The 21,240-nt window shown below is 63.4% G+C and carries 19 protein-coding genes, 1 tRNA gene and 1 riboswitch; of the genes, 6 read left to right on the forward strand and 14 right to left on the reverse strand.

Annotated features, from left to right (window positions below):
* Positions 1-30: 30 nt before the first annotated feature.
* Positions 31-1,212, reverse strand: coding sequence for an O-succinylhomoserine sulfhydrylase (locus tag RPMA_RS02900; RefSeq protein WP_211911455.1), 1,182 nt, complete (start codon positions 1,210-1,212; stop codon positions 31-33).
* An 82-nt stretch (positions 1,213-1,294) separates the two neighbouring features.
* Positions 1,295-1,374, reverse strand: a riboswitch (SAM riboswitch).
* Between the two features lie 107 nt (positions 1,375-1,481).
* Between RPMA_RS02900 and RPMA_RS02905 the strand changes: the two genes are divergently transcribed.
* Entirely contained in the window at positions 1,482-2,588 is a 1,107-nt protein-coding gene (locus RPMA_RS02905) for a 2'-deoxycytidine 5'-triphosphate deaminase (RefSeq protein WP_211911456.1), read from the forward strand.
* Here the strand turns inward: RPMA_RS02905 and RPMA_RS02910 are convergent.
* Complete coding sequence (locus RPMA_RS02910) at positions 2,578-3,213, reverse strand: Uma2 family endonuclease (RefSeq protein WP_249225526.1); 636 nt, start codon at positions 3,211-3,213, stop codon at positions 2,578-2,580. The two genes, RPMA_RS02905 and RPMA_RS02910, sit on opposite strands and share 11 nt — an antisense overlap.
* A gap of 175 nt (positions 3,214-3,388) precedes the next feature.
* Entirely contained in the window at positions 3,389-4,123 is a 735-nt protein-coding gene (locus RPMA_RS02915) for an outer membrane protein (RefSeq protein WP_211911457.1), read from the reverse strand.
* Positions 4,124-4,416: 293 nt separating this feature from the next.
* Here RPMA_RS02915 and garD point away from each other — a divergent pair, with 293 nt between their 5' ends.
* On the forward strand, positions 4,417-5,973 hold the full coding sequence (garD, locus tag RPMA_RS02920; RefSeq protein WP_211911458.1) for a galactarate dehydratase: 1,557 nt from the start codon (positions 4,417-4,419) through the stop codon (positions 5,971-5,973).
* A 98-nt stretch (positions 5,974-6,071) separates the two neighbouring features.
* Here garD and RPMA_RS02925 read toward each other — a convergent pair whose 3' ends face one another.
* Positions 6,072-7,406, reverse strand: coding sequence for a PQQ-dependent sugar dehydrogenase (locus RPMA_RS02925; RefSeq protein WP_211911459.1), 1,335 nt, complete (start codon positions 7,404-7,406; stop codon positions 6,072-6,074).
* A 121-nt stretch (positions 7,407-7,527) separates the two neighbouring features.
* Here RPMA_RS02925 and RPMA_RS02930 point away from each other — a divergent pair, with 121 nt between their 5' ends.
* Both RPMA_RS02930 and RPMA_RS02935 read left to right on the forward strand, forming a co-directional pair.
* Positions 7,528-8,580: a hypothetical protein gene (locus tag RPMA_RS02930; protein WP_211911460.1), complete on the forward strand. Its 1,053-nt coding sequence runs from the start codon at positions 7,528-7,530 to the stop codon at positions 8,578-8,580.
* Positions 8,581-8,811: 231 nt separating this feature from the next.
* The gene (locus tag RPMA_RS02935) at positions 8,812-10,257 is read left to right on the forward strand and encodes an MATE family efflux transporter (RefSeq protein WP_211911461.1); all 1,446 of its coding nucleotides are present in this window, start codon (positions 8,812-8,814) and stop codon (positions 10,255-10,257) included.
* Here RPMA_RS02935 and RPMA_RS02940 read toward each other — a convergent pair.
* The 3 genes from RPMA_RS02940 to RPMA_RS02950 are packed head-to-tail and all read right to left on the reverse strand — an operon-like array spanning position 10,254 to position 12,119.
* Positions 10,254-10,655 (reverse strand): SRPBCC family protein, encoded by a 402-nt coding sequence (locus tag RPMA_RS02940; protein ID WP_211911462.1) that lies wholly within the window; start codon positions 10,653-10,655, stop codon positions 10,254-10,256. The genes RPMA_RS02935 and RPMA_RS02940 overlap by 4 nt on opposite strands.
* Before the next feature lie 33 nt (positions 10,656-10,688).
* A complete protein-coding gene (locus RPMA_RS02945) occupies positions 10,689-11,531 on the reverse strand; it encodes a helix-turn-helix domain-containing protein (RefSeq protein ID WP_211911463.1) in 843 nt (280 codons plus the stop codon).
* Positions 11,532-11,540: 9 nt separating this feature from the next.
* The gene (locus RPMA_RS02950; RefSeq protein ID WP_211911464.1) at positions 11,541-12,119 is read right to left on the reverse strand and encodes a methylated-DNA--[protein]-cysteine S-methyltransferase; all 579 of its coding nucleotides are present in this window, start codon (positions 12,117-12,119) and stop codon (positions 11,541-11,543) included.
* 138 nt (positions 12,120-12,257) lie between these two features.
* On the opposite strand from RPMA_RS02950, the gene RPMA_RS02955 reads away from it, so the two are divergent.
* A tRNA-Gly gene (locus tag RPMA_RS02955) sits at positions 12,258-12,331 on the forward strand.
* A gap of 7 nt (positions 12,332-12,338) precedes the next feature.
* On the opposite strand, the gene RPMA_RS02960 is transcribed toward RPMA_RS02955, so the two are convergent.
* From RPMA_RS02960 to RPMA_RS02985, 6 genes are all read right to left on the reverse strand, one after another.
* Positions 12,339-13,790, reverse strand: coding sequence for an aldehyde dehydrogenase (locus RPMA_RS02960; RefSeq protein ID WP_211911465.1), 1,452 nt, complete (start codon positions 13,788-13,790; stop codon positions 12,339-12,341).
* 39 nt (positions 13,791-13,829) lie between these two features.
* Positions 13,830-14,543: an ABC transporter ATP-binding protein gene (locus RPMA_RS02965; protein ID WP_211911466.1), complete on the reverse strand. Its 714-nt coding sequence runs from the start codon at positions 14,541-14,543 to the stop codon at positions 13,830-13,832.
* Positions 14,536-15,264 (reverse strand): ABC transporter ATP-binding protein, encoded by a 729-nt coding sequence (locus RPMA_RS02970; RefSeq protein ID WP_211911467.1) that lies wholly within the window; start codon positions 15,262-15,264, stop codon positions 14,536-14,538. Before RPMA_RS02970 ends, RPMA_RS02965 begins: the two co-directional genes overlap by 8 nt.
* On the reverse strand, positions 15,261-16,205 hold the full coding sequence (locus tag RPMA_RS02975) for a branched-chain amino acid ABC transporter permease (RefSeq protein ID WP_211911468.1): 945 nt from the start codon (positions 16,203-16,205) through the stop codon (positions 15,261-15,263). The genes RPMA_RS02970 and RPMA_RS02975 overlap by 4 nt, the downstream gene beginning before the upstream one ends.
* Positions 16,202-17,071 (reverse strand): branched-chain amino acid ABC transporter permease, encoded by an 870-nt coding sequence (locus RPMA_RS02980; RefSeq protein ID WP_211911469.1) that lies wholly within the window; start codon positions 17,069-17,071, stop codon positions 16,202-16,204. The genes RPMA_RS02975 and RPMA_RS02980 overlap by 4 nt, the downstream gene beginning before the upstream one ends.
* A gap of 66 nt (positions 17,072-17,137) precedes the next feature.
* A complete protein-coding gene (locus tag RPMA_RS02985; RefSeq protein WP_211911470.1) occupies positions 17,138-18,373 on the reverse strand; it encodes an amino acid ABC transporter substrate-binding protein in 1,236 nt (411 codons plus the stop codon).
* Positions 18,374-18,539: 166 nt separating this feature from the next.
* Here RPMA_RS02985 and RPMA_RS02990 point away from each other — a divergent pair, with 166 nt between their 5' ends.
* Complete coding sequence (locus RPMA_RS02990; RefSeq protein ID WP_211911471.1) at positions 18,540-19,442, forward strand: AraC family transcriptional regulator; 903 nt, start codon at positions 18,540-18,542, stop codon at positions 19,440-19,442.
* Positions 19,443-19,567: 125 nt separating this feature from the next.
* On the opposite strand, the gene RPMA_RS02995 is transcribed toward RPMA_RS02990, so the two are convergent.
* Positions 19,568-21,223: an FAD-binding dehydrogenase gene (locus RPMA_RS02995; RefSeq protein WP_211911472.1), complete on the reverse strand. Its 1,656-nt coding sequence runs from the start codon at positions 21,221-21,223 to the stop codon at positions 19,568-19,570.
* Positions 21,224-21,240: the final 17 nt, after the last annotated feature.

Below are 21,240 nucleotides of genomic sequence, written 5' to 3' on the forward strand. Positions count from 1 at the left end.
GATGACGGTGTAGCTTATTGCCGGTCCGCTTTAAGCCTTCGCCAGCGCCGCTTCGAGATCCTCGATCAGGTCGTCGCGATGCTCCAGGCCCGCCGAGAAGCGGATGAAGCCCTCCGTGATGCCGAGCTCGAGGCGTGCTTCCAGCGGCAGACGCTGATGCGTCGTCGTCGCTGGATGCGTGACGAGGCTCTTCGCGTCGCCAAGATTGTTCGAGATGCGCGCGACCTTGAGTTCGTTGAGCACGCGGAAGGCTGCTTCCTTGCCGCCCTTGACCTCAAAGCCGATCAGCGTCGAACCCGCACGCATCTGCTTCTTCACCGTCGCCGCTTGCGGATGATCTTCGCGGCCGGGATAGATCAGCCGCGACACCTTGGGATGCTGTGCCAGCACATCGGCGATGGCCGCTGCGCTCTGCGTCTGCCGCTCGACGCGCACCGCCAGCGTTTCCAGTCCTTTCACCAGCGTCCACGCATTGAACGGCGAGATAGAAGGCCCGGTCTGGCGCAGATAGTTGTGAATGTGCTCGTCGATGAAGTCCTTCGACGACAGAATGATGCCGCCAAGACAGCGACCCTGGCCGTCGATATGCTTGGTGGCGGAATAGACGACGACGTCGGCACCGAGCGCCAGCGGGCTCTGCCAGATCGGTGTCGCGAACACATTGTCGACGATCAGCCGCGCGCCGCCGGCATGGGCGATCTCCGCGATCGCGCCGATGTCGAGCACGTCGAGCGTCGGATTGGTCGGGCTTTCCAGGAATAGCGACTTGGTGTTCGGCTTCATCGCCTTCTGCCACTGGTCGAGATCGAGGCCATCGACCAGCGTGAATTCGATGCCATAGCGCGGCAGCAGTTCTTCGATGACGTAACGGCAGGAGCCGAACAGCGCCTTTGCGGCGACGACATGGTCGCCCTGACGCAGCGGCGCGAGAATGGCGGTGGTGACGGCGGCCATGCCGGTGGCGGTGGAGCGTGCAGCTTCGGCGCCTTCGAGGTCGATCATGCGGTTCTCGAACATCGACGTGTTCGGGTTCGAGAAGCGGGAATAGATGAAGCCGGGATCTTCGCCCTTGAACCGCGCCTCGCAGGCTTCGGCAGTCTCATAGATGAAGCCCTGGGTCAGGAAGAGGGCTTCGGACGTCTCGTTGAATTGCGAGCGCAGCGCGCTGGAATGAACGAGGCGGGTTTCGGGACGGTAAGACTTGGCAGACATGTGACCTCCAACGTGACCGCTCAAAACGGGCACAAAAAACCGGCCTGGACGGACGTCCTCAGGCCGGGATCGCATGCTGGAAGGACATGTGTCCCCGGCCTGTTTAGCGACTTATTTTACGTGGCTGCAAGCCGGCCGGCTCAAATCACCACGGGATAGGACTTTTCCTATTCCCGCTTGCGCTTGCCGTCAAGGCGCGCTTGAGATAGCCGGTAAAGTTACGGTTTTTCAGGGCATTGCCCCTGGATGACGATTGAAGGACCAGACCAGTGACGTTCACCCTCGCCCCCGATGCCGATGGAATTCTGCCCGACAGCATGATCGAGGCGATGGCCGAGGCCGGCCTGATCCTGCCCGAATATGATTTCGTCGAAAGCCAGATCCAGCCGGCCAGCCTCGACCTGCGCCTCGGCCCCATCGCCTATCGCGTCCGCGCCAGCTTCCTGCCCGGCCCGAATGTCACCGTCGCCGAGCGCATCGACGAATTGAAGCTGCACGAGATCGATCTCTCCGAAGGCGCGGTGCTGGAGACCAACTGCGTCTACATTGTGCCGCTGCTGGAAAGCCTCGCGCTGCCGCCGAACATCTTCGCCGCCGCGAATCCGAAGAGCTCCACCGGACGTCTCGACGTCTTCACCCGCGTGATCGCCGACGGCACCCGTCGGTTCGATGTGATCGGCGCGGGCTATCATGGCCCGCTCTATGCCGAGATCAGCCCGAAGACATTCCCGGTGCTGCTGCGCGAAGGCTCGCGCCTGTCGCAGGTCCGCTTTCGCGTCGGCGATGCCGTGCTCGACACCGAGGCGCTGGAGGACCTGCATGCGCAGGATCCGCTGGTCGATATCGACGATGCCGACCTGACCAACGGGCTTGCTGTCTCGGTCGATCTGTCCGGCGAGAATGCGTCGGGCTTCGTCGGCTATCGCGCCAAGCGCCACACCGGCGTGGTCGATGTCGATCGCCGCGGCGGTTATGCGGTGGAGGATTTCTGGGAGCCGATCCATGCGCGCGCCGATCGCACGCTGATCCTCGATCCCGGCGAGTTCTACATTCTCGCTTCCAAGGAAGCCGTGCAGGTGCCGCCGGACTACGCCGCCGAAATGGTGCCGTTCGATCCGCTGGTCGGCGAATTCCGCGTCCATTATGCCGGCTTCTTCGATCCTGGCTTCGGCCATGACGGCGCCGGCGGCAAGGGCTCGCGCGCCGTGCTGGAAGTGCGCTCGCGCGAAGTGCCGTTCATCCTCGAACACGGCCAGATCGTCGGCCGCCTCGTCTATGAACGCATGCTGGATCGCCCGGATTCACTCTACGGCCAGCGCATCGGCTCGAATTATCAGGGGCAGAACCTGAAGCTGTCGAAGCACTTCAAGGTTTAGAGCGAACTTGGGACTTTAGCGGCGTGCGGTCATAGAGATCGCCGACGCGGCATCGGAAATTGAGCTTCGGGATCACGATTTCGGCGTCGGGCCCTGTCAGCACGTCCGATGTCCAGCCATCGTCCGTGCGCAATTCCACCTGAACCGCCATATGATCCTGCGTAATGACGAGCAAGGCGACGCAAGCCGCATGCGAGCGGTACAACTCGCATTTCACATCGATCCATTCGCGTCCGGTACCAGGGACACCAATCTGATCCGAAGACGACACGACTTCAGCCAATAAATAAGCTGCATCGAAATAGCGCTGCTCAAGCTCGTATTCCGTATCGATGACGGCCACGTCGGGCTCGGGCTCGTAAACCCTGCCATCGAGTATAAAGCTCTTGAAGCCAGATCGCTGGGTTGCCATGAGCGGCAGACCTTGCCGGTCAAAGCTATCGTCCAGCAACCGCGCAAGATTTTCTGCAATCCGATTGTGAACGAGTCTTGGAGGCGACATCATGACCGGGACGCCCGCCAACAATTCCCACCGCTCATGATCCGGGCGATATTTTTGGAAGTCACGGAATTCCTCCGCGGACATCTGCCGGCTCGTCCGGCCTTGCATGACGGCAATACCCATCACCACTTCCCTTCGCTTCCCCATCATACAACAATCGGCGAGGTTGCGAAAGCAGGTTCCCGTGAGAGAAAACTCCTGACAAAAAAGGCCCGCACGAGTGTGTGCGGGCCAGGTTTTCTGGAGCAGAAATTCGCAGCGCCGGCCTTGAGGTCGACGCTGCTGGTCAAACTACTAATTAGTAGCCGCCGCCCATGCCGCCCAGATTGAAGCGGTAGTTCAGGCCGACCTTGACGGTGTGGGTATCGTTCTTGGACGACACGCCAGCCAGCGGGGCCGGGGCGGTGAAGGTGGTGGTGCCGAAGTCGTAGTACTGGTACTCGACCTTGCCCGACCAGTTCTGGGTGAACAGGTATTCGAGACCGGCGCCGACGGTGTAGCCGTTCGACTTGGTGGTGGTGCCGAACGAGGCGTCGGTTGCCGGAGCGCTCACGAGCAGGGTCTCGCTGACGTCCTGATAGGCCCAACCACCCTTCACGTAGAGCAGTGCGGGACCCCAGGTGTAACCGAGACGGCCGGTCACCGAAGCGATGCCGTTCTGGTTCTGGTTGTAGGCGTAACCTGCGCCAGCGCCGGTGAACAGGACGGTCGTGTTGTTGTTGCCAACCCAGCTGTACTGACCTTCGATACCGAGCACCCAGTTAGGGGCGAACTGGTAGTCAGCGCCGCCCTGCACACCGCCGAGGAAACGACCGTCGGAGTTGTCCGAGGTGCCGCCGAAGCCGTTGTTGCCGTTGAAGGCGCCGCCGACGTGACCGCCGATGTAGAAACCGGTCCAGTTGTAGATCGGAGCGGCAGGAGCCTGATAGGCCGGTGCCTTGGTGTACGGACGGGCTGCCAGATCGGCTGCAGACGCGGGAGCAGCCAACGCGACCATGGCAACGGCTGCGGTCGAAAGCAGATACTTCTTCATAGATAATCCTCTCAATCCCAAACTGGATTGCGGCGAACCTAGACGATTGCGCAGCGATGTCTGTCACAGCCGTGCAACAGCGCTTCAAACGAGTGTGGCGGGTTTTTCGACCGCGTCGTGCTTCTGACACATGCCGGCCTCATTCCGCCCGCGCGGTGCTCGAATGTGTTACGTAACGTGCATAACATCGGGTAAATCTCAACCTGTGCAGCATGCTCACGAGATGTGCTACTGCTGTTGCAGTGACGCAGTGACGCCGCCAATAGTGACGCCGCCAATGAGGATATGAGGAAATGAACGAGGCGATGGCCACCCCAAAGGCAGCTGACGCATATGCGCCGCGTACCATCAAGCTGAATGCGCGCGACAATGTCGCGATCGTGGCGAATGATTTTGGATTGCCCGCGGGAACTTTGCTCGCTGACGGCATCACGCTGCGCCAGTTTGTTCCGCAGGGCCACAAGCTCGCACTCGTCGATATCGCGAAGGATCAGCCGATCCTTCGTTACGGCGAGATTATCGGTTACGCCATCGATGCGATCGCTGCCGGTGACTGGGTCGAGGAAGCGCGCATTCATATGCCCGATGCGCCGGAGCTCGATCGCCTCGATATCGCAACGGCGGTTCCTGCCGCACAGGAACCACTGACGGGTTACACATTCGAGGGCTTTCGCAATCCTGACGGCTCCGTTGGTGTGAAGAACATTCTTGCGATCAGCACATCGGTGCAATGCGTCGCGGGCACGCTCGAATTCGCGATCAAGAAGATCAAGGCCGAGTTGCTGCCGCGCTATCCGAATGTCGATGACGTCGTCGCGGTGACGCATGGCTATGGTTGCGGCGTCGCCATCAACGCGCCCGATGCCTATATCCCGATCCGAACACTGCAGAACATCGCGAAGAATCCGAATTTCGGCGGGGAGGTGATGGTCGTCGGCCTCGGCTGCGAGAAACTCGCGCCAGAGCGGCTGCTGCCGACCAACGATCCCGCCAGCATGATGCGCCTGCAGGATGAGGGCAATCAGAGCTTTGGCGACATGGTGGATACGATTGTCACCATGGCCGATGCACGTCTCAAGATATTGAATGGTCGCAAGCGTGAGACCGTGCCGGCCTCCGAACTCGTGATCGGCCTGCAATGCGGTGGCAGCGATGCGTTCTCCGGCGTCACGGCAAACCCGGCGCTCGGCTTTGCCAGCGATCTCCTGGTGCGTGCAGGCGCGACGGTGATGTTCTCTGAAGTCACCGAAGTGCGCGATGCCATCGAATTGCTGACGCGCCGTGCGGCGAGTGAAGATGTCGGCCGCGCGCTGGTGCGTGAGATGGACTGGTACGACGCCTATCTCGCCCGCGGCGGCGCCGACCGCAGCGCCAATACAACGCCGGGGAACAAGAAGGGTGGCCTCGCCAATATTGTCGAGAAGTCGCTTGGCTCCATCGTGAAATCGGGATCGTCGGCCATCACCGGCGTGATCGGGCCGGGCGAGCGCGCGACGACGAAGGGACTGTTGTTCGCAGCAACGCCGGCCAGCGATTTCATCTGTGGCACGCTGCAGCTTGCTGCCGGCATGCAGATGCAGATCTTCACCACCGGTCGCGGCACGCCCTACGGGCTCGCGCAGGCGCCGGTGATCAAGGTCTCCACGCGCACCGAACTGGCGAAGCGCTGGGCGGATCTGATCGACTTCGATGCCGGCCGTATCGCGTCAGGCGAAATGACCATCGAGGAAGCGGGCTACGAGCTGTTCCAGCTCATCCTCGATGTCGCCAGCGGGCGCAAGCAGGTCTGGGCGGACAAATGGGGCCTGCACAATGATCTGGTGCTGTTCAATCCGGCACCGGTGACATGATGGCGTAGCCCGGATGGACCGCAGCGCAATCCGGGACCAGCGTTTCCACATATCGCCGGTCCCTGCATTACGCTCCGCTCCATGCAGGCTACAAGCGACTACAGCGCCGCCGCCTTCGCACCTGACGGTGCGACGCGCCAGATCACATTGCCGACGTCATCTGCCACCAGCAGCGCGCCCTTGTTGTCGAGCCGCACGCCGACCGGCCGGCCCTGCGCTTCGCCTTTCTCATTCAGGAAGCCCGTCAGCACATCCTGTGGCTTGCCCGACGGCTTGCCATCGGCGAACGGCACGAAGATCACTTTGTAGCCGCTCTGCGGCTTGCGGTTCCACGAGCCGTGCTGACCGATAAAGGCGCCGTTCTTCATCGATTCCGGAAACAGGTCGCCGGTGTTGAACGCAAGCCCCAGCGACGCCGTATGCGCGCCGAGCGCATAATCCGGTGCGATTGCCTTGGCAACCAGCTCAGGCTTCTGCGGCTGCACGCGGACATCCACATGTTGATCGTAATAGCTATAAGGCCAGCCATAGAAGCCACCGTCCTTCACCGATGTCATGTAATCCGGCACGAGGTCGCTGCCGATTTCATCACGCTCGTTGACCACCACCCATAGCGCGCCGGTCTGCGGATTCCAGGCGGGGCCGTTGGGATTGCGCAAGCCCGAGGCGAACAGGCGCGACGTGCCGTTGACGCGATCGATCTCGAGGATCGCGGCGCGGTCCTTCTCGATCTCCATGCCGTTTTCGCCGACATTGCTGTTCGAGCCCACGGTCGCATATAGCCTGCTGCCATCGGCGCTGGCCGTGAGATCCTTGGTCCAGTGATGATTGATGCCTGCCGGCAGATCGACGACCTTGGTGGCCGCCGCGGTGATTCGCGTATCGCCCTCGTTATAGGGGAAGGCCACCACCGCATCGGCATTGGCGACATAGAAGCGATCGCCCACTAGCACCATGCCGAACGGTGAGTTCAGCCCTTCGAGAAACGGCGCTTTCATCTCCGCCACGCCGTCGCCATCGGCATCGCGCAGCAGCGTGATGCGGTTGGCCGAAGGTGCGCGTGCGCCGGCGTAACCCATCACCTTGGTCATGATAAAGCCGCGAATACTGAAGCCCGAATCCGGTTTCGGCGGTGCATTGCTCTCCGCCACCAGCACGTCGCCATTCGGCAGCGTGTAAACCGTGCGTGGATGATCAAGGCCGCTGGCGAAGGCGGTGACGACCATGCCTTCCGCCGCTTTCGGCTTGGCGCCGTCCTGCCAGCCTACGGCCTTGGAGACCTTCACGGTCGGCAGCAGTGTCTTGTTCGGCTCGACCAGTTTTGGCGTCGGTCCGAAATCCTCGCCCGAGGCGATCGTCGACTTCTCGTTACAGCCGGCAAGCGGTAGCGCCACGATGAGAAGTGCAGCGGAAAGTAGAAGTTTTTGGCGCATGGAATTTCCTTCGAGTGACGGAACTCAATGCACGCGATGCAGAAGCGTTCGATCTCCCTGCATGAAATTCATGTGATGCCGCAGCCGGGCGCCGTTATGGTGATCGTCAACGATCAAGGGGATGGAAGCGATGAACGACGTGCGCGACGAAGCCACATGGAAGCGATGGCGCAGCGTCGCTGATCTCTATCATGCCGTTTTCACCGGCCTGGTCTTGACTGCAGTGACACGTCGCGGCACGCCCGATGCAGCCGAATTCGTGTTTCGCATCTTCCGCCGCCAGCAGCAGGAGCGCTTTATCGCCGGTCTGGGCAAGCTGGGATTGTCGCATTTGCCACCCGCAGTCGCCGCCGCACAGTATCACTATCTCTCCAACTGGATCGGTGGTGTGTCGGTCGAATACATGTACGAGAATGATCGCAAGGCGTGGATCCGCTATCCGCCGCCGCGCTGGATCTGGCGTGGTACCGCCATCTGCGGCATTCCCGGCGAAGTCTCGCGCGCGATGCTGCGCGGTTGGCACGCGAATAACGGTGTCGCGCTCGGCAATCTCCGTCTCGGCTTTGTCTGCACCAAGCAGAGCGTCGATGGACAGGATGGGCTCGAGGGCTATTACTGCGAATACGATCACGATCTGGAGATCGACCAGCGCCTCGTTTTCGCGCGGCATCTGGAAGCGCCGCCTTTTGATCCCGCCAAGGCGCCAGCACTTCCCGTCGACAGCTGGCCGAAATCGCGGCTGGAAAAGGCCTATCGCAATTATGCGATGGAATATGTCCGCACCGCTGCGCCGGTTGCCGTGCAGCTCTTCGGTCCCGATGATGCCGGCTATTTGCTGCGTCTCACCGGCAAGCTGATCGGCATGCAGTATTACGACGAGGTTGCTGCCAGCTTCGGCATGGCGCGCGGCGATGCCACGACCTTTGTGGAGTTCTTCACGGCTCTGCTCGCCGCACAGGATGACGAGTTCGGCATCGACAAATCCGCCGGCTCAATCGCTGTCCAGCAGAAAACCTGGAAGCTGATGGATGGCGTGACCGACGCCCATCCTGCCTGCGCGGAGCTTCTGCGCGGACTCGTCGAAGGCCTCGCTGCGGGCTGTGGCCGCAACATTCCCGTCACCATGACCGCAGAGCGGAACGGTGCGCGGCCGTTCACCTGGGTGATCGGCTAGGCGCTGATCCGTAGCCTGCATGAAGCGCAGCGTAATGCAGGGACGGGCGAGATGTTGAAACGCCGGTCCCGGATTGCGCTGCGCTCCATCCGAGCTACGCGCCTGAGCTATTCCCCCATATTGCAGTGCAAATCGCCCGGCGCCCATGCATCACGCGCGTATGGCGCCTGCCGTGAACGGTGCTAGGAAGACTGTGTCCGGCGTTCGAGACCGGATAATCAGGGAGACTGCATGTCCGAGGTCGTGCTCGCCGAACGCCCATTGGTCGATGGCGACAAACCACCGCTCCCCGAGCTGACCGCGCCCGCCAAGAACCCGCTGCTCGATCACGCGATCCTGCCGACCTTGCTGCGCCTCGCCTGGCCGAATGTGGTCGCGCTTTCGGCCGGTACGATCGTCGTCATCTTCGAGACCACCTATATCGGCCGGCTCGGCACCGAGGCGCTGGCCGCCATGGCGTTGGTGTTCCCCTTTGTCATGCTGACCATGACCATGTCCGGCGGCGCCATGGGTGGTGGCGTTTCCTCCGCCATCGCCCGCGCGCTCGGCGCCGGCGACCAGCAGCGCGCCGATACGCTGGCCGGCCATGCATTGCTGATTGGCGTCTGTTTCGGACTCACTTTCACCGTCGGCATGCTGATCTTCGGCTCGGCGCTGCTGCAGCTGCTGGGCGGTCGCGGCAATGTGCTGAGCCAGGCGCTCGGCTACATCACCATCTTCTTTGCCGGTGGCGTCATCCCCTGGCTGATGAACACTTTTGCGGCGATCCTGCGCGGCACCGGCAATATGAAGATGCCCTCCGCCATGCAGACGTCATCTGCGGGCCTGCAAATCGTTCTCGGCGGCACGCTTGGCCTCGGCCTCGGCCCGATCCCGCAATTCGGCATGCCCGGCGTTGCCGCCGGCACGCTGACGGCCTTCGCCATCGGTGCGGGCGTCATGGGCTGGTACGTGTTTTCCGGCCGCGCGCGGGTGCGGCCGACACTGAACGGCTTCCGGATCGAGCGCGGCATGTTCTTCGACATCCTGAAAGTCGGCGCCATCGCCTGTTTCAATCCGCTGCAGGGCGTGCTCACGCTGCTGATCTTCACCCATATGCTGGCGCATTACGGCACCGAGGTGCTGGCCGGCTACGGCATCGGCGCGCGGCTCGAATTCATGCTGACCACGTTGGCTTTCGCGGTCGGTATCGCTTCAGTGCCCATTGTCGGCATGGCCATCGGCGCCGGCCGCATCGCCCGTGCACGGCGTATCGCCTGGACCGGCTGCGCCATCGCGTTCACCGTGGTCGGCCTGCTCGGCACGCTGATCGCGATCTATCCGCATGTCTGGGTCAATCTGTTCACCAATGACCCCGGCGTGCGCGAGGCCAGCCGCGCCTATCTCGCCACCTGCGCGCCGATGTACGCGTTTCTCGGCCTCGCCACGGTGAGCTATTTCTCATCGCAAGGTGCCGCAAAGGTGCTCGGTCCCGTGCTCGCGCAAACCGCGCGTCTCGGCTTCGTCTGCGCCGGCGGCTGGTATCTGCTGTCTATCGACGCGCCGGCCACCAGCTTCTTCTGGCTCGCTGCAGCGTCCATGGTGTTGCTCGGCGTGCTCTCCGTGCTCGCAGTGGTGCTGACGCGCTGGGGCCCCAAGTCGGGGCCGGTGCCCGAGGTGAGACCTGCGCTGTCCTAGCGGGACGCGTTCCGGAAGTGGTTCGCCATCGCAGCGAGCCCGATATCCATCTGCGTGCTCACATAGCCTGCAACCTCGTTGGGCAGCAGGTCGGCTGCCCATTCGAGCCGGCAGCGATCCGGTCCGTCCGCCGTCACCACCACCGATGCGCTATGCTGGGTAATGCGCTCGTTCCTGACAGCATAGACGAAGCGCCGCCGCGCATGGTCGCAATCGACCAGCGTTTCCTCCACCACCGTGCCATTGCCGAATGTGACAACACGGACATCGCCCTCGACTTTGGTATCCGTAACGAAACCCGGCACTAGCCGTGTATGTAGCGCGCCGAAATCCGCGACCGCCGCCCAGACCTCGCCGGCCGGTGCGTCGAGTGAAACCGTCTTGTGAATGGCAGCCATGTCCATCTCCTTGAGGGGCTGGACAGGACCTAATCAGTGCAGCGCCAGCCGTTCTTGGAAAATCTTGCGGTCGCCCTTCGAGGCCTGCCGGAATGCGCGCGGCGACACGCCGGCCGCACGATGGAAACTGCGCACGAAGTTCGAGAGATCGCCGAAGCCGACATCGAAGGCAATATCGGTGACGGGGCTGTCGGTCTCTGCCAGCAGCCGTGCCGCTTGGCGCAGCCGCGAGCGCACCAGATATTGATGCGGCGTCACGCCAAGCGCATCACGGAACATGCGCAGGAAATGGAACGGACTGACGCCCGCCTGCTGGGCCGCAGCATCCAGATCGATCTCTTCGGCTGAATGTGCGGTAATCCACATGGCCGTCTCCACCGCACGACGACGATCGCGGGTGCTGATCGTGGCCTGCCTGCGCGCCTTGCCTGACACGACATCAACCAGCCGCGCCGCAAAGGCCTGCCCGATTTCGTCAAGTCCGAGATCGCTATGTTGCTCCGCCACCGCCTGTGCCAGCTCGCCCAGTGTCATCAATTCCGCCAGCGGCGCCGCGCTGCCCTGCCGCCATACCGACAGGTCGTCGCCGATCAGATCGATCACCTCCGGCGCGAACGAGAATGAAAGGCACTCATCGCCGCCCGCATGATGTTCGTGATGGCACACATATTCCTCGCCCGGCGCGCCGATCAGCACGGCGCCGGTGATCAGCTCATGCGACCGCCCGCGGCAGCGACAGCCAAAACTGCCCTTGCGCACATAGGAGATGGAGTGACTGGCATGTTGTTCGGTGAATGGCACATCGTCCGGTCCCGCCGTGCAACGATAGTCCATCACGGTGATGCCGCTGCCTTCGAAGAGCATGTGCGCTTGCATGCGTGAAAGCTAACCCTGCGGACGCGGCGGGGCAACCGACAGCAATGCATCGAACAGATTCGTCGCGCGCCCGGGCATGGCGCCTTCGATCGAGAGAAGCCGTGATTTGGTGACGATGCCGGCATTGCCGGCAAAGCCGGATGTCTGCCCGGCGGCCACGATGGCGCGATGGCAGGGGACGATGATGGCGAAGGGATTGCGCGCGACGGCGTTGGTCACGGCATTGATGGCGCCGCTGGTGTAAAGGCTCGCCGCGATCTCGGCATAGGTCCGGGTTTCGCCGCGCGGGATCTGGCGGATCGCGTGATAGACCCGGCAATTGAAGTCCGGCAGGTCATATGTATCGAGCGTGATATCAGAGAGATCGACCGCATAGCCGTCCAGCAGTGCGGTGATGCCGTCAATGGCGTGATGAACGTCTGGCGGCGGCTGCAACTCCCGGGCACCGGGAAACTGTTGCAGCAGGCGTCGTCGTGTGTCGAGTTCGCGTGCTTCCGGCAACTGGACGCCAAAAATCCCGGCCTGGCTCCATGCGATGCCGCACCGGCCCACCGACGTATCGAAGGTCGTATATCCCAGCCCTGCCATCCCGGCCGGGATGTTAGCAGGCCAATGCGTTTCGCCAACCGGAAATTGCGGGGCGACCGGGTTTCCCCCGGCCGCAACGGCCCGGCGGCGCAGAGATACCTTGGCGGATCACCGATCCTCGGCTAGACCAGTGGGCATGCGGGCGTAGTTCAATGGTAGAACGGCAGCTTCCCAAGCTGCATACGCGGGTTCGATTCCCGCCGTCCGCTCCAAGCCCCTTCAGATCGGATAATGCTGCGGCCCCGTTTCGATGGTGATCCAGCGCAGTTCCGTGAATTCGGCGATCCCCGCCTTACCGCCGAAACGGCCATAGCCTGACGCCTTGGTTCCGCCGAACGGCATCTGCGCCTCGTCATGCACGGTGGCGCCATTGACGTGGCAGATGCCGGATTCGATGCGCTTGGCTACTGTCAGCGCACGGGCGATGTCGCGGCCGAACACCGAGGCCGAGAGGCCATATTCGGTATCATTGGCGACGCGCACGGCTTCGTCCACGCCGTCCACCCGCACCACGCTCACGATCGGGCCGAACGATTCCTCGCCATAGATACGCATCGACGACGTCACGTGATCGAGCACCGTGGCGGACATCAGCGTGCCTTCGACGCGCCCGCCGGCGACGACCCGCGCGCCCTTGCCCACGGCGTCCTTGATCAGTGCCTGCATGCGATCGGCTGCACTCGCATCGATCAGCGAGCCCAGCGGCGCATTGCCCTGGCGGGGATCGCCGGCCACCAGCTGCTCGGCCTTGACCGCGAGCTTGGACACAAAGGCGTCCGCCACGTTGCGATCCACCACGAGGCGCTCGGTGGACATGCAGATCTGCCCTTGATTCATGAAAGCGCCGAAGGCTGACGCGGCAACGGCTGCATCGAGATCGGCATCCTCCAGCACGACCAGCGGCGCTTTGCCACCGAGTTCGAGCAGCACCGGCTTGAGATGCGTCGCCGCCGTCTGCGCGATGAGTCGGCCGACGCGGGTCGAGCCCGTAAAGTTGATCCGCCGCACGGCCGGGTGCGCGATCAGGGCTTCGATCAGCGCCGGCGCATCGTCCGGCGCGTTGGTGATGACATTCATCACGCCGGGCGGCAGGCCGGCCTCGCGCAGGCATTCGCCGATCAGGCGATGCGTGCCGGGGCAGATCTCCGATGCCTTCAGGATCACCGTATTGCCGCAGGCCAGCGGCAACGCCACGGCGCGAACGCCGAGGATCACCGGCGCATTCCACGGCGCGATGCTGAGCACCACGCCGGCCGGCTGGCGCACCGCCATAGAAATGCAGCCGGGCTTGTCGGACGGAATCACCTCGCCGGAGATCTGCGTCGTCATCGCTGCGGCTTCGCGCAGCATGCCGGACGCGAGATGCACGTTGAAGCCGGCCCAGCCAGCTGTCGCACCGGTCTCGGCAGCCATCAGGGCGATGAATTCAGGCGCCCGGCTGGCGAGGATGTCCGCCGCCTTGAGCAGGATCGCCCGCCGTGCGCCCGGTCCCGTTGCCGACCAGGCCGGGAAAGCCGCCGCAGCAGCATCGGCCGCGCGCTTCGCATCGGCGATCGTGGCTGCGGCCCCGCGCGATGCGACATCGCCGGTGATCGGATTGAGGCGGTCGAATGTGGCGCCGCCGCTGGCTTGCGCGTCTTCGTTCTCGATCAGGAGGTTGATGATGTTCATGGCGATCTCCTCGGTTGATGGGTGATGAAAGACGGCGTTCTAAGTGAGCCCGCCGAGATAGGCGCGACGCACGGAATCGTCGGATTGCAGCTCAGCGGCCGAGCCGCTGCCGGATACCTTGCCGTTCTCGATGACGTAGCCGCGATCGGCGATCAGCAGGCTCTCGCGCGCATTCTGCTCGACCATCAAGAGTCCCATGCCGGTCTCGCGAATGCGGCTGATGGCAGCGAACAGCTCCTTCACCAGCAGCGGCGAGAGGCCGAGCGAGGGTTCGTCCAGCAACAGCATCTCCGGATTGGACATCAGCGCGCGGCCGATGGCGACCATCTGCTGCTCGCCGCCGCTCATGGTGCGCACCACCTGCTTCATGCGCTCGCCAAGGCGCGGAAACAGCGCCAGCACCTTGTCGCGCTGCGCTGCCTCGATGGCCCGCGCGCGCTTCGGATTGGCGCCCATCAGCAGATTTTCGGCCACCGTCAGTTCGCCGAACACGCCGCGGCCTTCGGGCACCAAAGCCAAGCCGCTCTCGACGATCAGGTGCGCAGGCAGCGCGGACAAGTCACTGCCGTCCAGTCTCACCTGCTTGCCCGGCCCGCATTTGACGAGGCCGGCAATGGCCTTCAGCAGCGACGATTTGCCGGCACCATTCGCGCCGAGGATCACAACGATCTCGCCGCGCTTCACGGTCAGCGCCGCATCGCTGAGCGCGCGATGCTGGCCGAAACTGACATTGATCCCCGAGACCTCAAGCATGCTGCGGCGCTCCGAGATAGGCTTCGATCACCGCGGGATCATTCAGCACGGCATCGGTCGGACCATCGGCGATGCGCCGCCCGCTGCTCATGACGACGCAGCGGCTGCAGAGTGAACGGATCGCATCCATCACATGCTCGACCATCAGGATGGAGAGGCCTTCATCCTTCAAGGAGCGGATCAGCGCGATGCCGATCAGGAGCTCCGATGGATTGAGCCCGGCTAGCCACTCATCCAGCAACAGCACGCGCGGGCGCAGCGCCAGCGCACGCGCGAGTTCGAGCCGCTTGCGGTCGATATAAGTGAGCTCGGATGCCGGACGATCGCTATGACCGGCAAGGCCGACGCGAGCGAGGAGGTCTTCAACAGATCCGCCGCCCTCACGGTGATTGAACGACAGCCCCGCTCGCACATTGTCGCCGCAGGTCATGCCATCGAGCACGCGTACGAGTTGGAACGTGCGCGCCACGCCAAGCCGAGCGATCTTGAAAGTCGGCCATCCCGCAATGTCGGTATCACCGAGCATGACGCTGCCGGCATCGGGCCGCAGCACGCCGGAGATCAGATTGATTGCCGTGGTCTTGCCTGATCCGTTCGGCCCGAGCAGGCCGACGATTTCGCCGGCATGAACGGTCAAGCCCATCTCGTTGACCGCGACGAGACCGCCGAAGCGGCGGGTCAGGCCCTCGATTTTCAGGACGGGTGTGTTGGTGGAGGTCATGCGCCGCTCCTCTTTTTTTCGGAGCCGCTTCGCATCCCCTTGAATCGATCGACCAACCCAACCACGCCGGACGGCAGGGCATAGACGATCAGCAGAAACACCACGCCCATGATCAATGTCGATGTGCTGGGAAACCGCGCCGACAGGAATTCGAATAGAAGCGTCAGCGGGATGGCGCCGAGCGCCGGGCCCCAGAAGCGATGCGCGCCGCCGAGCAGCGCCATGATCACGACCTCGAACGAGATCGTGGCGTTGAAGGCAATGGACGGTTCGATATAGGTCCAGCGCGGCGCCATGATCGCGCCCACCAGCGTCATGAACACCGCCGAGATCACGAACAGTGCGACCTTGGCGAAGGTGACGTTGATGCCGCAATGCCGCGCCACCGTCTCGTCCTCGCCGATGATCCGCAGCGCGAAGCCGAGCCTCGAGCAGGCGATCAGCCAGCCCGTGGCGAACACGATGACCGCCAGCGCCAGGAGCTGCCAGTAGATGTCCTGCTGGCTGATATCGAGGAAGATGTAGCGGCCGAGCACGCGGCTCTTGTTGACCTCGAACCACACCACGAGCTGCTTCACCAATTCGGCCAGGCCGAAGGTGAAGATGACAAAATGCACGCCGCTCAATCGCAAGGTCGAGAGACCGACGATGGCAGACGTCACCGCGCCGATCAGCGCGGCGACCAGCAGCACAAGCGGCCATGCCAGCTGCTCGCCCAGCACCGCCACCGTATAGGCGCCGACGCCGAAGAAGGCTGTCGTCGCCAGGGAGACGTAGCGCGTCGGGCCGGAAAACATGCCCCAGGCGGTGGCGAGGATCGTGAATTGCAGCAGCGTGATGCCGAGCGCGAGATGATAGGCATCGACGAGCGATGGCAGCACTGCGAGGCAAGCAATGGCGGCGAGCCCGGCGCCGCCGATGAGAAGCTGGGATCCGGTCACTGGCGCGCCCTCCCGAAAATGCCGGCGGGCTTCACAAGGAGAACACCGAGGAACAGCGCGAAATTGACGGCGATGGTCAGGCCGGGATCGATATAGGTGGCGACCAGCGCCTCGCTGAGGCCGAGCAGCACGCCGGCGACGAGACAGCCCATCAGATTGCCGATGCCGCCCATCACGACGACGATCAGCGCCTTCATGGTGAAGACTACGCCGGACGTGGCGCTGAAGGTGAGGAACATGCTGATCAGCACGCCGGCCGCAGCGACCAGCGCGCCACCGACGGCAAAGGCCAGCGCCGACAGCTGCGGGACATTGATCGCCACCAGCGGGGCGACATTGGGATCGACAGCGACAGCGCGGATGGAGGTGCCGATGCGCGTGCGCGTCAAAATCAGATACAGCACGGTGCCTAGCACGACAGCGAGTGCAAAGGCGACCAGACGGTTCATCGCCAGCACCTCGCCGACCAAGGTCACCGGAATGGCGAGGAACGAATAGCTGAAATAGGCACCGCCGAACATCGTGAGCAGAGTACCCTGCACGATGAACATCAGGCCGAAGGTGGCAAGAATGCTGTCCACCTCCAGCGCGTCGCGCGTACGGGCGCGGCGCACCAAGGGCGTCAGGAAAATCTTGTAGAGCAAGAGGCTCACGACGAAGCTGACGGGAACGACCACCACGAGACCGACCAGCGGATTCACCGCCCAGCCGGTGAACAGCAGATAGGACGCAAAGGCCGAGCCGATCAGGAATTCGCCGTAAGCGAGATTCATGATCCGCGCCACGCCATATTGGAGCGTCAGCCCCATGGCGATGAGCGCATACATTCCGCCCAGCACGAGGCCGGTGAGCAACGCGTTCGTCATTCAAATATTCCGGATTGCTGGCGCATGATCCCGGTGGGATCATGCGCCGTTGATAGCCTGCCGCGGTTACTGCGCCTTCCAGGCCGGCTTCGGCAGGATCGGTTGACGCGCGCCGGCATTGCCCGACGGCGCGACGCCGTAGAATTCACCGCCCTGCCACTGGCCGACCCACCAGTAGTTGGTCGGCATGTTGTTCTCGAACTTCACCTTGCCGATCACCGTATCGAAGCTGCCGGTCTGCAGGTCCTTGATGACCGCGGCACGGTCCACCTTGCCGACCCGCTCGATCGCCTGCTGCAGCATCTGCAGGCTGGCGAAGGTGACGGCGCTGGCCCAGCGATCCGGCTCGGCGCCGTTCGCGGCGGAGGCCTTGTGGCGGGCGAGATAGTCCTTGATGGCCGGGCTGTCGCCGCTCCAGCCGCCGATGCCCATCACGCCTTCCGCATTGGCGCCGAATTTCCCCTTGAACAGCGGAAACGCCGTGCCGACGCCGGTGTAATAAACCTTCGGATTGAAGCCGGAGATGCGCGCCTGCTCGGTGATGGCGATGGTGTCCGGCGGATAGCTGAAGGCGATGAAGGTGTCGGGATTGAGCGCCTTCACCTCATTCACGATCGGGCCGAGATCCTGCGTGCCGACCGGATAGGTCTTGTCGTAAGCGAGCTTGAACTTGGCGGCAGCCAGCGCCGGGCGCGCCGCGGCCGAGAGATCGATGCCAAAGCCGTCGGCGATGCTGACCATGGCCACCGTGTCACCGATCTTGCCTTCGCCGCGCAGCTTCACCAGCAGTTCGACCAGCGTCTTCGAGGCATCGGCGCTGGTGCCGAGCAGCCAGAAACTGTTCGGCCAGCGTTTTGCGAGCTCCGGCGCGCGGTCGGTGACGGCGGTGGAAGCGAGATGCGGATAGCCAGCTTTGTTGAGGATCGGGCCGACCGCGAGATTGAGGCCGGTGCCCCAGGGCGGCAGGATGAAATCCACCTTGTCCTGGTTGATCAGGCGCTCCAGCGCCTTGGCCGCTTCCTCGGCGCTCGAACGGTCGTCATATTGCACGACCTCGATGGGCACGCGCTTGTCGCCGAGCTTGATGCCGCCGGCGGCGTTCACTTCCTTGACCCACAATTCGTAATTCGGGATCGACGTCACCGCCGCGCCGCCGGCGGCCGGGCCGGTGCGCGAGATCGCGTAGCCGATCTTGACCGAGGTCTGCGCCTGCGCCTCGCTCCAACTGATCGTCGCCGCCCCCGCCATCATGGCCAGACCGGCAGCCAGTCCCACTGCACGCTGTTTGGTTGCTGAACCCATGTCATCCTCCCCTGTGAGTTGTGACGACGCCTTGACGACGCTCGATGGCGGAACACTAGTTGAGCACTGGGGCGCGTGAATTGGACGCATCCGGGGAAAGATTGCACCAGGCCGTGTAACGATCTTTAATCCGCGCGACGGATTGTCCCATCAAGAGATCGGCCCAATGTTCGCTGACGCCATCGACCTCGCCGGAAAATCCGCTGCGCTGCATGTCGAACGTTTCACGTCCGGGCTTGCGGCGCGCAGCTGGTCGCTCCGCCAGACGCAGCATCGGCGCGCGCATCTCCTGGTGATGGAAAGCCGCCGCGGCACCGCGACCATGCGCGATTCCACCATCGCATTCGGCGCGCCGGCGCTACTCTGGTTGCCCTGCGGCTATGAAGGCACCTTGCAGGTGGAAGCCGGCGCGCAGGGTTATCTGCTCACGGTGACCGACGATCTCCTGACACAAACCATCGCCGGCTCTGCCGAGGCGCTACATCTGCGCCGCACGGTGGATCGCCTGGTGCTGCTGGAGGACGCCAAAGCCTCGCAGGGCTTTGCCGCCATGTCAGCCGCCAGCACCATGCTCACCCATGAGCTGGCAATGCCGGGCCGTGGCAGCGCCACGCTGCTGTCCGCGCATCTGCTGCTGCTCTGCCTGCATCTGTGGCGCGCTGTCATCGCCGAGGAGCCGGTGGACGACGTCTCCCGCCGCGGCGACGGTCCGCGGCTGGTCGGCAATTTCCTGCAGATGGTCGAACTACATTATCGCGACGGCTGGCCGATCGCCCGCTATGCCGCAGCCCTCGGCGTCACCGACGACCGGCTGCATGCTCATTGCAAGCGCGAGCGCGGCATCAGCCCGCGCGCCGTGGTGCATCAGCGCCTGATCCATGAAGCCTGCGCGCGGCTGCGCCAACTCGATCTCCCCGTGGAGCAGATCGCCTATGGCCTCGGTTTTCACGACCCCGGCTATTTCAACCGCTTCTTCCGCAAGTATCAGAACGAATCGCCCGGGACATATCGGCGCCGGGCGCGGCTCAGCCCGGGCCGCCATGGGCCGTCCTATGCCGCCTGGCCTTGATGCAATCCTTAACCGCGCATTAACCATGCAGGTCCAGCCTTCAGGAGGTGCGACGGAACCGGACGTCTTGGGGACCGGCAGTCGCATCGAGAGGCCGTCCGGCGTAACGCCCGGACGGCTTTTTGCTACACAGCCTTCGCCGCCGCGCGCCCCGCCGTCCGGCCCGAAAAAAGGCAGCCGCCAAGAAACGTCCCTTCCAGCGAGCGATAGCCATGCATGCCGCCGCCGCCGAAACCCGCGGCTTCGCCGACGGCGTAGAGGCCGGGGATGATCTGATGGCCCGCACCGAACACGCGGGCATCGAGATCGGTCTCGAAACCACCCAATGTCTTACGCGTCAGGATGTTCAGCCGCACGGCGATCAACGGGCCCTTCTCGGCATCGAGAATGCGATGCGGCTTCGCCGTGCGGATCAGTTTGTCACCGATATATTTTCGCGCATTGTGCAGGTTCATCACCTGCGCGTCCTTCACGAACGGATTGGCGATGGCCCGGTCACGCGCCTCGATCTGTTCCCTGATGCGATCGAGCTTCAGCAAGCCATCGCCAGTGAGCTCGTTCATCGCCTTCACGAGATCATCCAGATTGTCGCGGACGATGAAGTCGATGCCGTGGTCCTTGAACGCCTCCACCGGCGCTGGTGCGCCTTTGTTGGTGGCACGGCGCGCGGTCATCATCCAGCTTTTGCCGGTGAGATCCGGATTCTGCTCCGATCCCGACAGCGCAAACTCCTTTTTGATGATCGCCTGGGTCAACACGAACCAGGAATAGTCGTAGCCCGTCGATTGGATGTATTGCAGCTGCCCGAGCGTGTCCGATCCAGGAAACAGCGGCGCCGGCAATCGCTCGCCCGTCGCATCGAACCACATTGATGACGGCCCCGGCAGAATGCGGATGCCGTGTTTCGGCCAGATCGGATTCCAGTTCTCGATGCCTTCCACATAGTGCCACATGCGATCGCGATTGATCAGCCGCGCGCCGGCGGCCTCGGTGATACCGATCATGCGGCCGTCCACATGCGCGGGAACACCGGAGATCATGCGTTTGGGTGGCGCGCGCAGACGCTGTGGCCAGTTCTGCCGCACCAGGTCGTGATTGCCGCCGATGCCGCCGGAGGCAACGATCACCGCCTGCGCCTGCAACGCGAATTCTCCGACCACGTTGCGCGATGAGCTTTCGCCACGCTCGTTATTCGCGGGCTCGAGAACGGCGCCACTGACACCGTCGACCGTTCCATTCGTCATAGCGAGCGCATCGACGCGATGGCGGAACTTGAAGGTGAGCAGGCCCTTTTTCATGGCGTCGCGGGCGCGGCGCTCGAACGGTTCGACGATGCCGGGGCCGGTGCCCCATGTGACATGGAAGCGCGGCACCGAATTGCCGTGGCCCATCGCGTCATAGCCGCCGCGCTCGGCCCAGCCGACGATGGGGAAGGAGCGATGTCCCATCGCGCGCAACCAGTCGCGCTTTTCGCCGGCGGCGAAAGCGAGGTAGGCTTCCGCCCAGCGCCTCGGCCAGTGATCTTCCTCGCGGTCGAAACCGGCCGAGCCCATCCAGTCCTGGTGCGCGAGGTCGTAGCTGTCTTTGATGCCGAGCCGGCGTTGTTCGGGCGAGTCGATGAAGAAGAGACCGCCGAACGACCAGAAGGCCTGCCCGCCGAGATTCTGTTCGCCTTCCTGATCGATCACGATCACGCGCTTGCCGGCATCCGCGATCTCGGTCGCGGCGACGAGACCCGCAAGCCCCGCACCGACGACGATGACATCCGCATCGGCAGCCATGATTTCTCTCCCCAACA

It is taken from the genome of Tardiphaga alba, assembly GCF_018279705.1.
Lineage (GTDB): Bacteria > Pseudomonadota > Alphaproteobacteria > Rhizobiales > Xanthobacteraceae > Tardiphaga > Tardiphaga alba.

What these genes read in the sequence shown, in the direction of transcription:
- RPMA_RS02995 (WP_211911472.1), bottom strand. Translation starts at nt 21,223, where the DNA reads ATGGCTGCCGATGCGGATGTCATCGTCGTCGGTGCGGGGCTTGCGGGT.
- garD (WP_211911458.1), top strand. Translation starts at nt 4,417, where the DNA reads ATGAACGAGGCGATGGCCACCCCAAAGGCAGCTGACGCATATGCGCCG.
- RPMA_RS02930 (WP_211911460.1), top strand. Translation starts at nt 7,528, where the DNA reads ATGGAAGCGATGAACGACGTGCGCGACGAAGCCACATGGAAGCGATGG.
- RPMA_RS02965 (WP_211911466.1), bottom strand. Translation starts at nt 14,543, where the DNA reads ATGCTTGAGGTCTCGGGGATCAATGTCAGTTTCGGCCAGCATCGCGCG.
- RPMA_RS02915 (WP_211911457.1), bottom strand. Translation starts at nt 4,123, where the DNA reads ATGAAGAAGTATCTGCTTTCGACCGCAGCCGTTGCCATGGTCGCGTTG.
- RPMA_RS02900 (WP_211911455.1), bottom strand. Translation starts at nt 1,212, where the DNA reads ATGTCTGCCAAGTCTTACCGTCCCGAAACCCGCCTCGTTCATTCCAGC.
- RPMA_RS02960 (WP_211911465.1), bottom strand. Translation starts at nt 13,790, where the DNA reads ATGAACATCATCAACCTCCTGATCGAGAACGAAGACGCGCAAGCCAGC.
- RPMA_RS02910 (WP_249225526.1), bottom strand. Translation starts at nt 3,213, where the DNA reads ATGGGTATTGCCGTCATGCAAGGCCGGACGAGCCGGCAGATGTCCGCG.
- RPMA_RS02950 (WP_211911464.1), bottom strand. Translation starts at nt 12,119, where the DNA reads ATGGCAGGGCTGGGATATACGACCTTCGATACGTCGGTGGGCCGGTGC.
- RPMA_RS02985 (WP_211911470.1), bottom strand. Translation starts at nt 18,373, where the DNA reads ATGGGTTCAGCAACCAAACAGCGTGCAGTGGGACTGGCTGCCGGTCTG.
- RPMA_RS02980 (WP_211911469.1), bottom strand. Translation starts at nt 17,071, where the DNA reads ATGACGAACGCGTTGCTCACCGGCCTCGTGCTGGGCGGAATGTATGCG.
- RPMA_RS02935 (WP_211911461.1), top strand. Translation starts at nt 8,812, where the DNA reads ATGTCCGAGGTCGTGCTCGCCGAACGCCCATTGGTCGATGGCGACAAA.
- RPMA_RS02925 (WP_211911459.1), bottom strand. Translation starts at nt 7,406, where the DNA reads ATGCGCCAAAAACTTCTACTTTCCGCTGCACTTCTCATCGTGGCGCTA.
- RPMA_RS02945 (WP_211911463.1), bottom strand. Translation starts at nt 11,531, where the DNA reads ATGCAAGCGCACATGCTCTTCGAAGGCAGCGGCATCACCGTGATGGAC.
- RPMA_RS02990 (WP_211911471.1), top strand. Translation starts at nt 18,540, where the DNA reads ATGTTCGCTGACGCCATCGACCTCGCCGGAAAATCCGCTGCGCTGCAT.
- RPMA_RS02970 (WP_211911467.1), bottom strand. Translation starts at nt 15,264, where the DNA reads ATGACCTCCACCAACACACCCGTCCTGAAAATCGAGGGCCTGACCCGC.
- RPMA_RS02940 (WP_211911462.1), bottom strand. Translation starts at nt 10,655, where the DNA reads ATGGCTGCCATTCACAAGACGGTTTCACTCGACGCACCGGCCGGCGAG.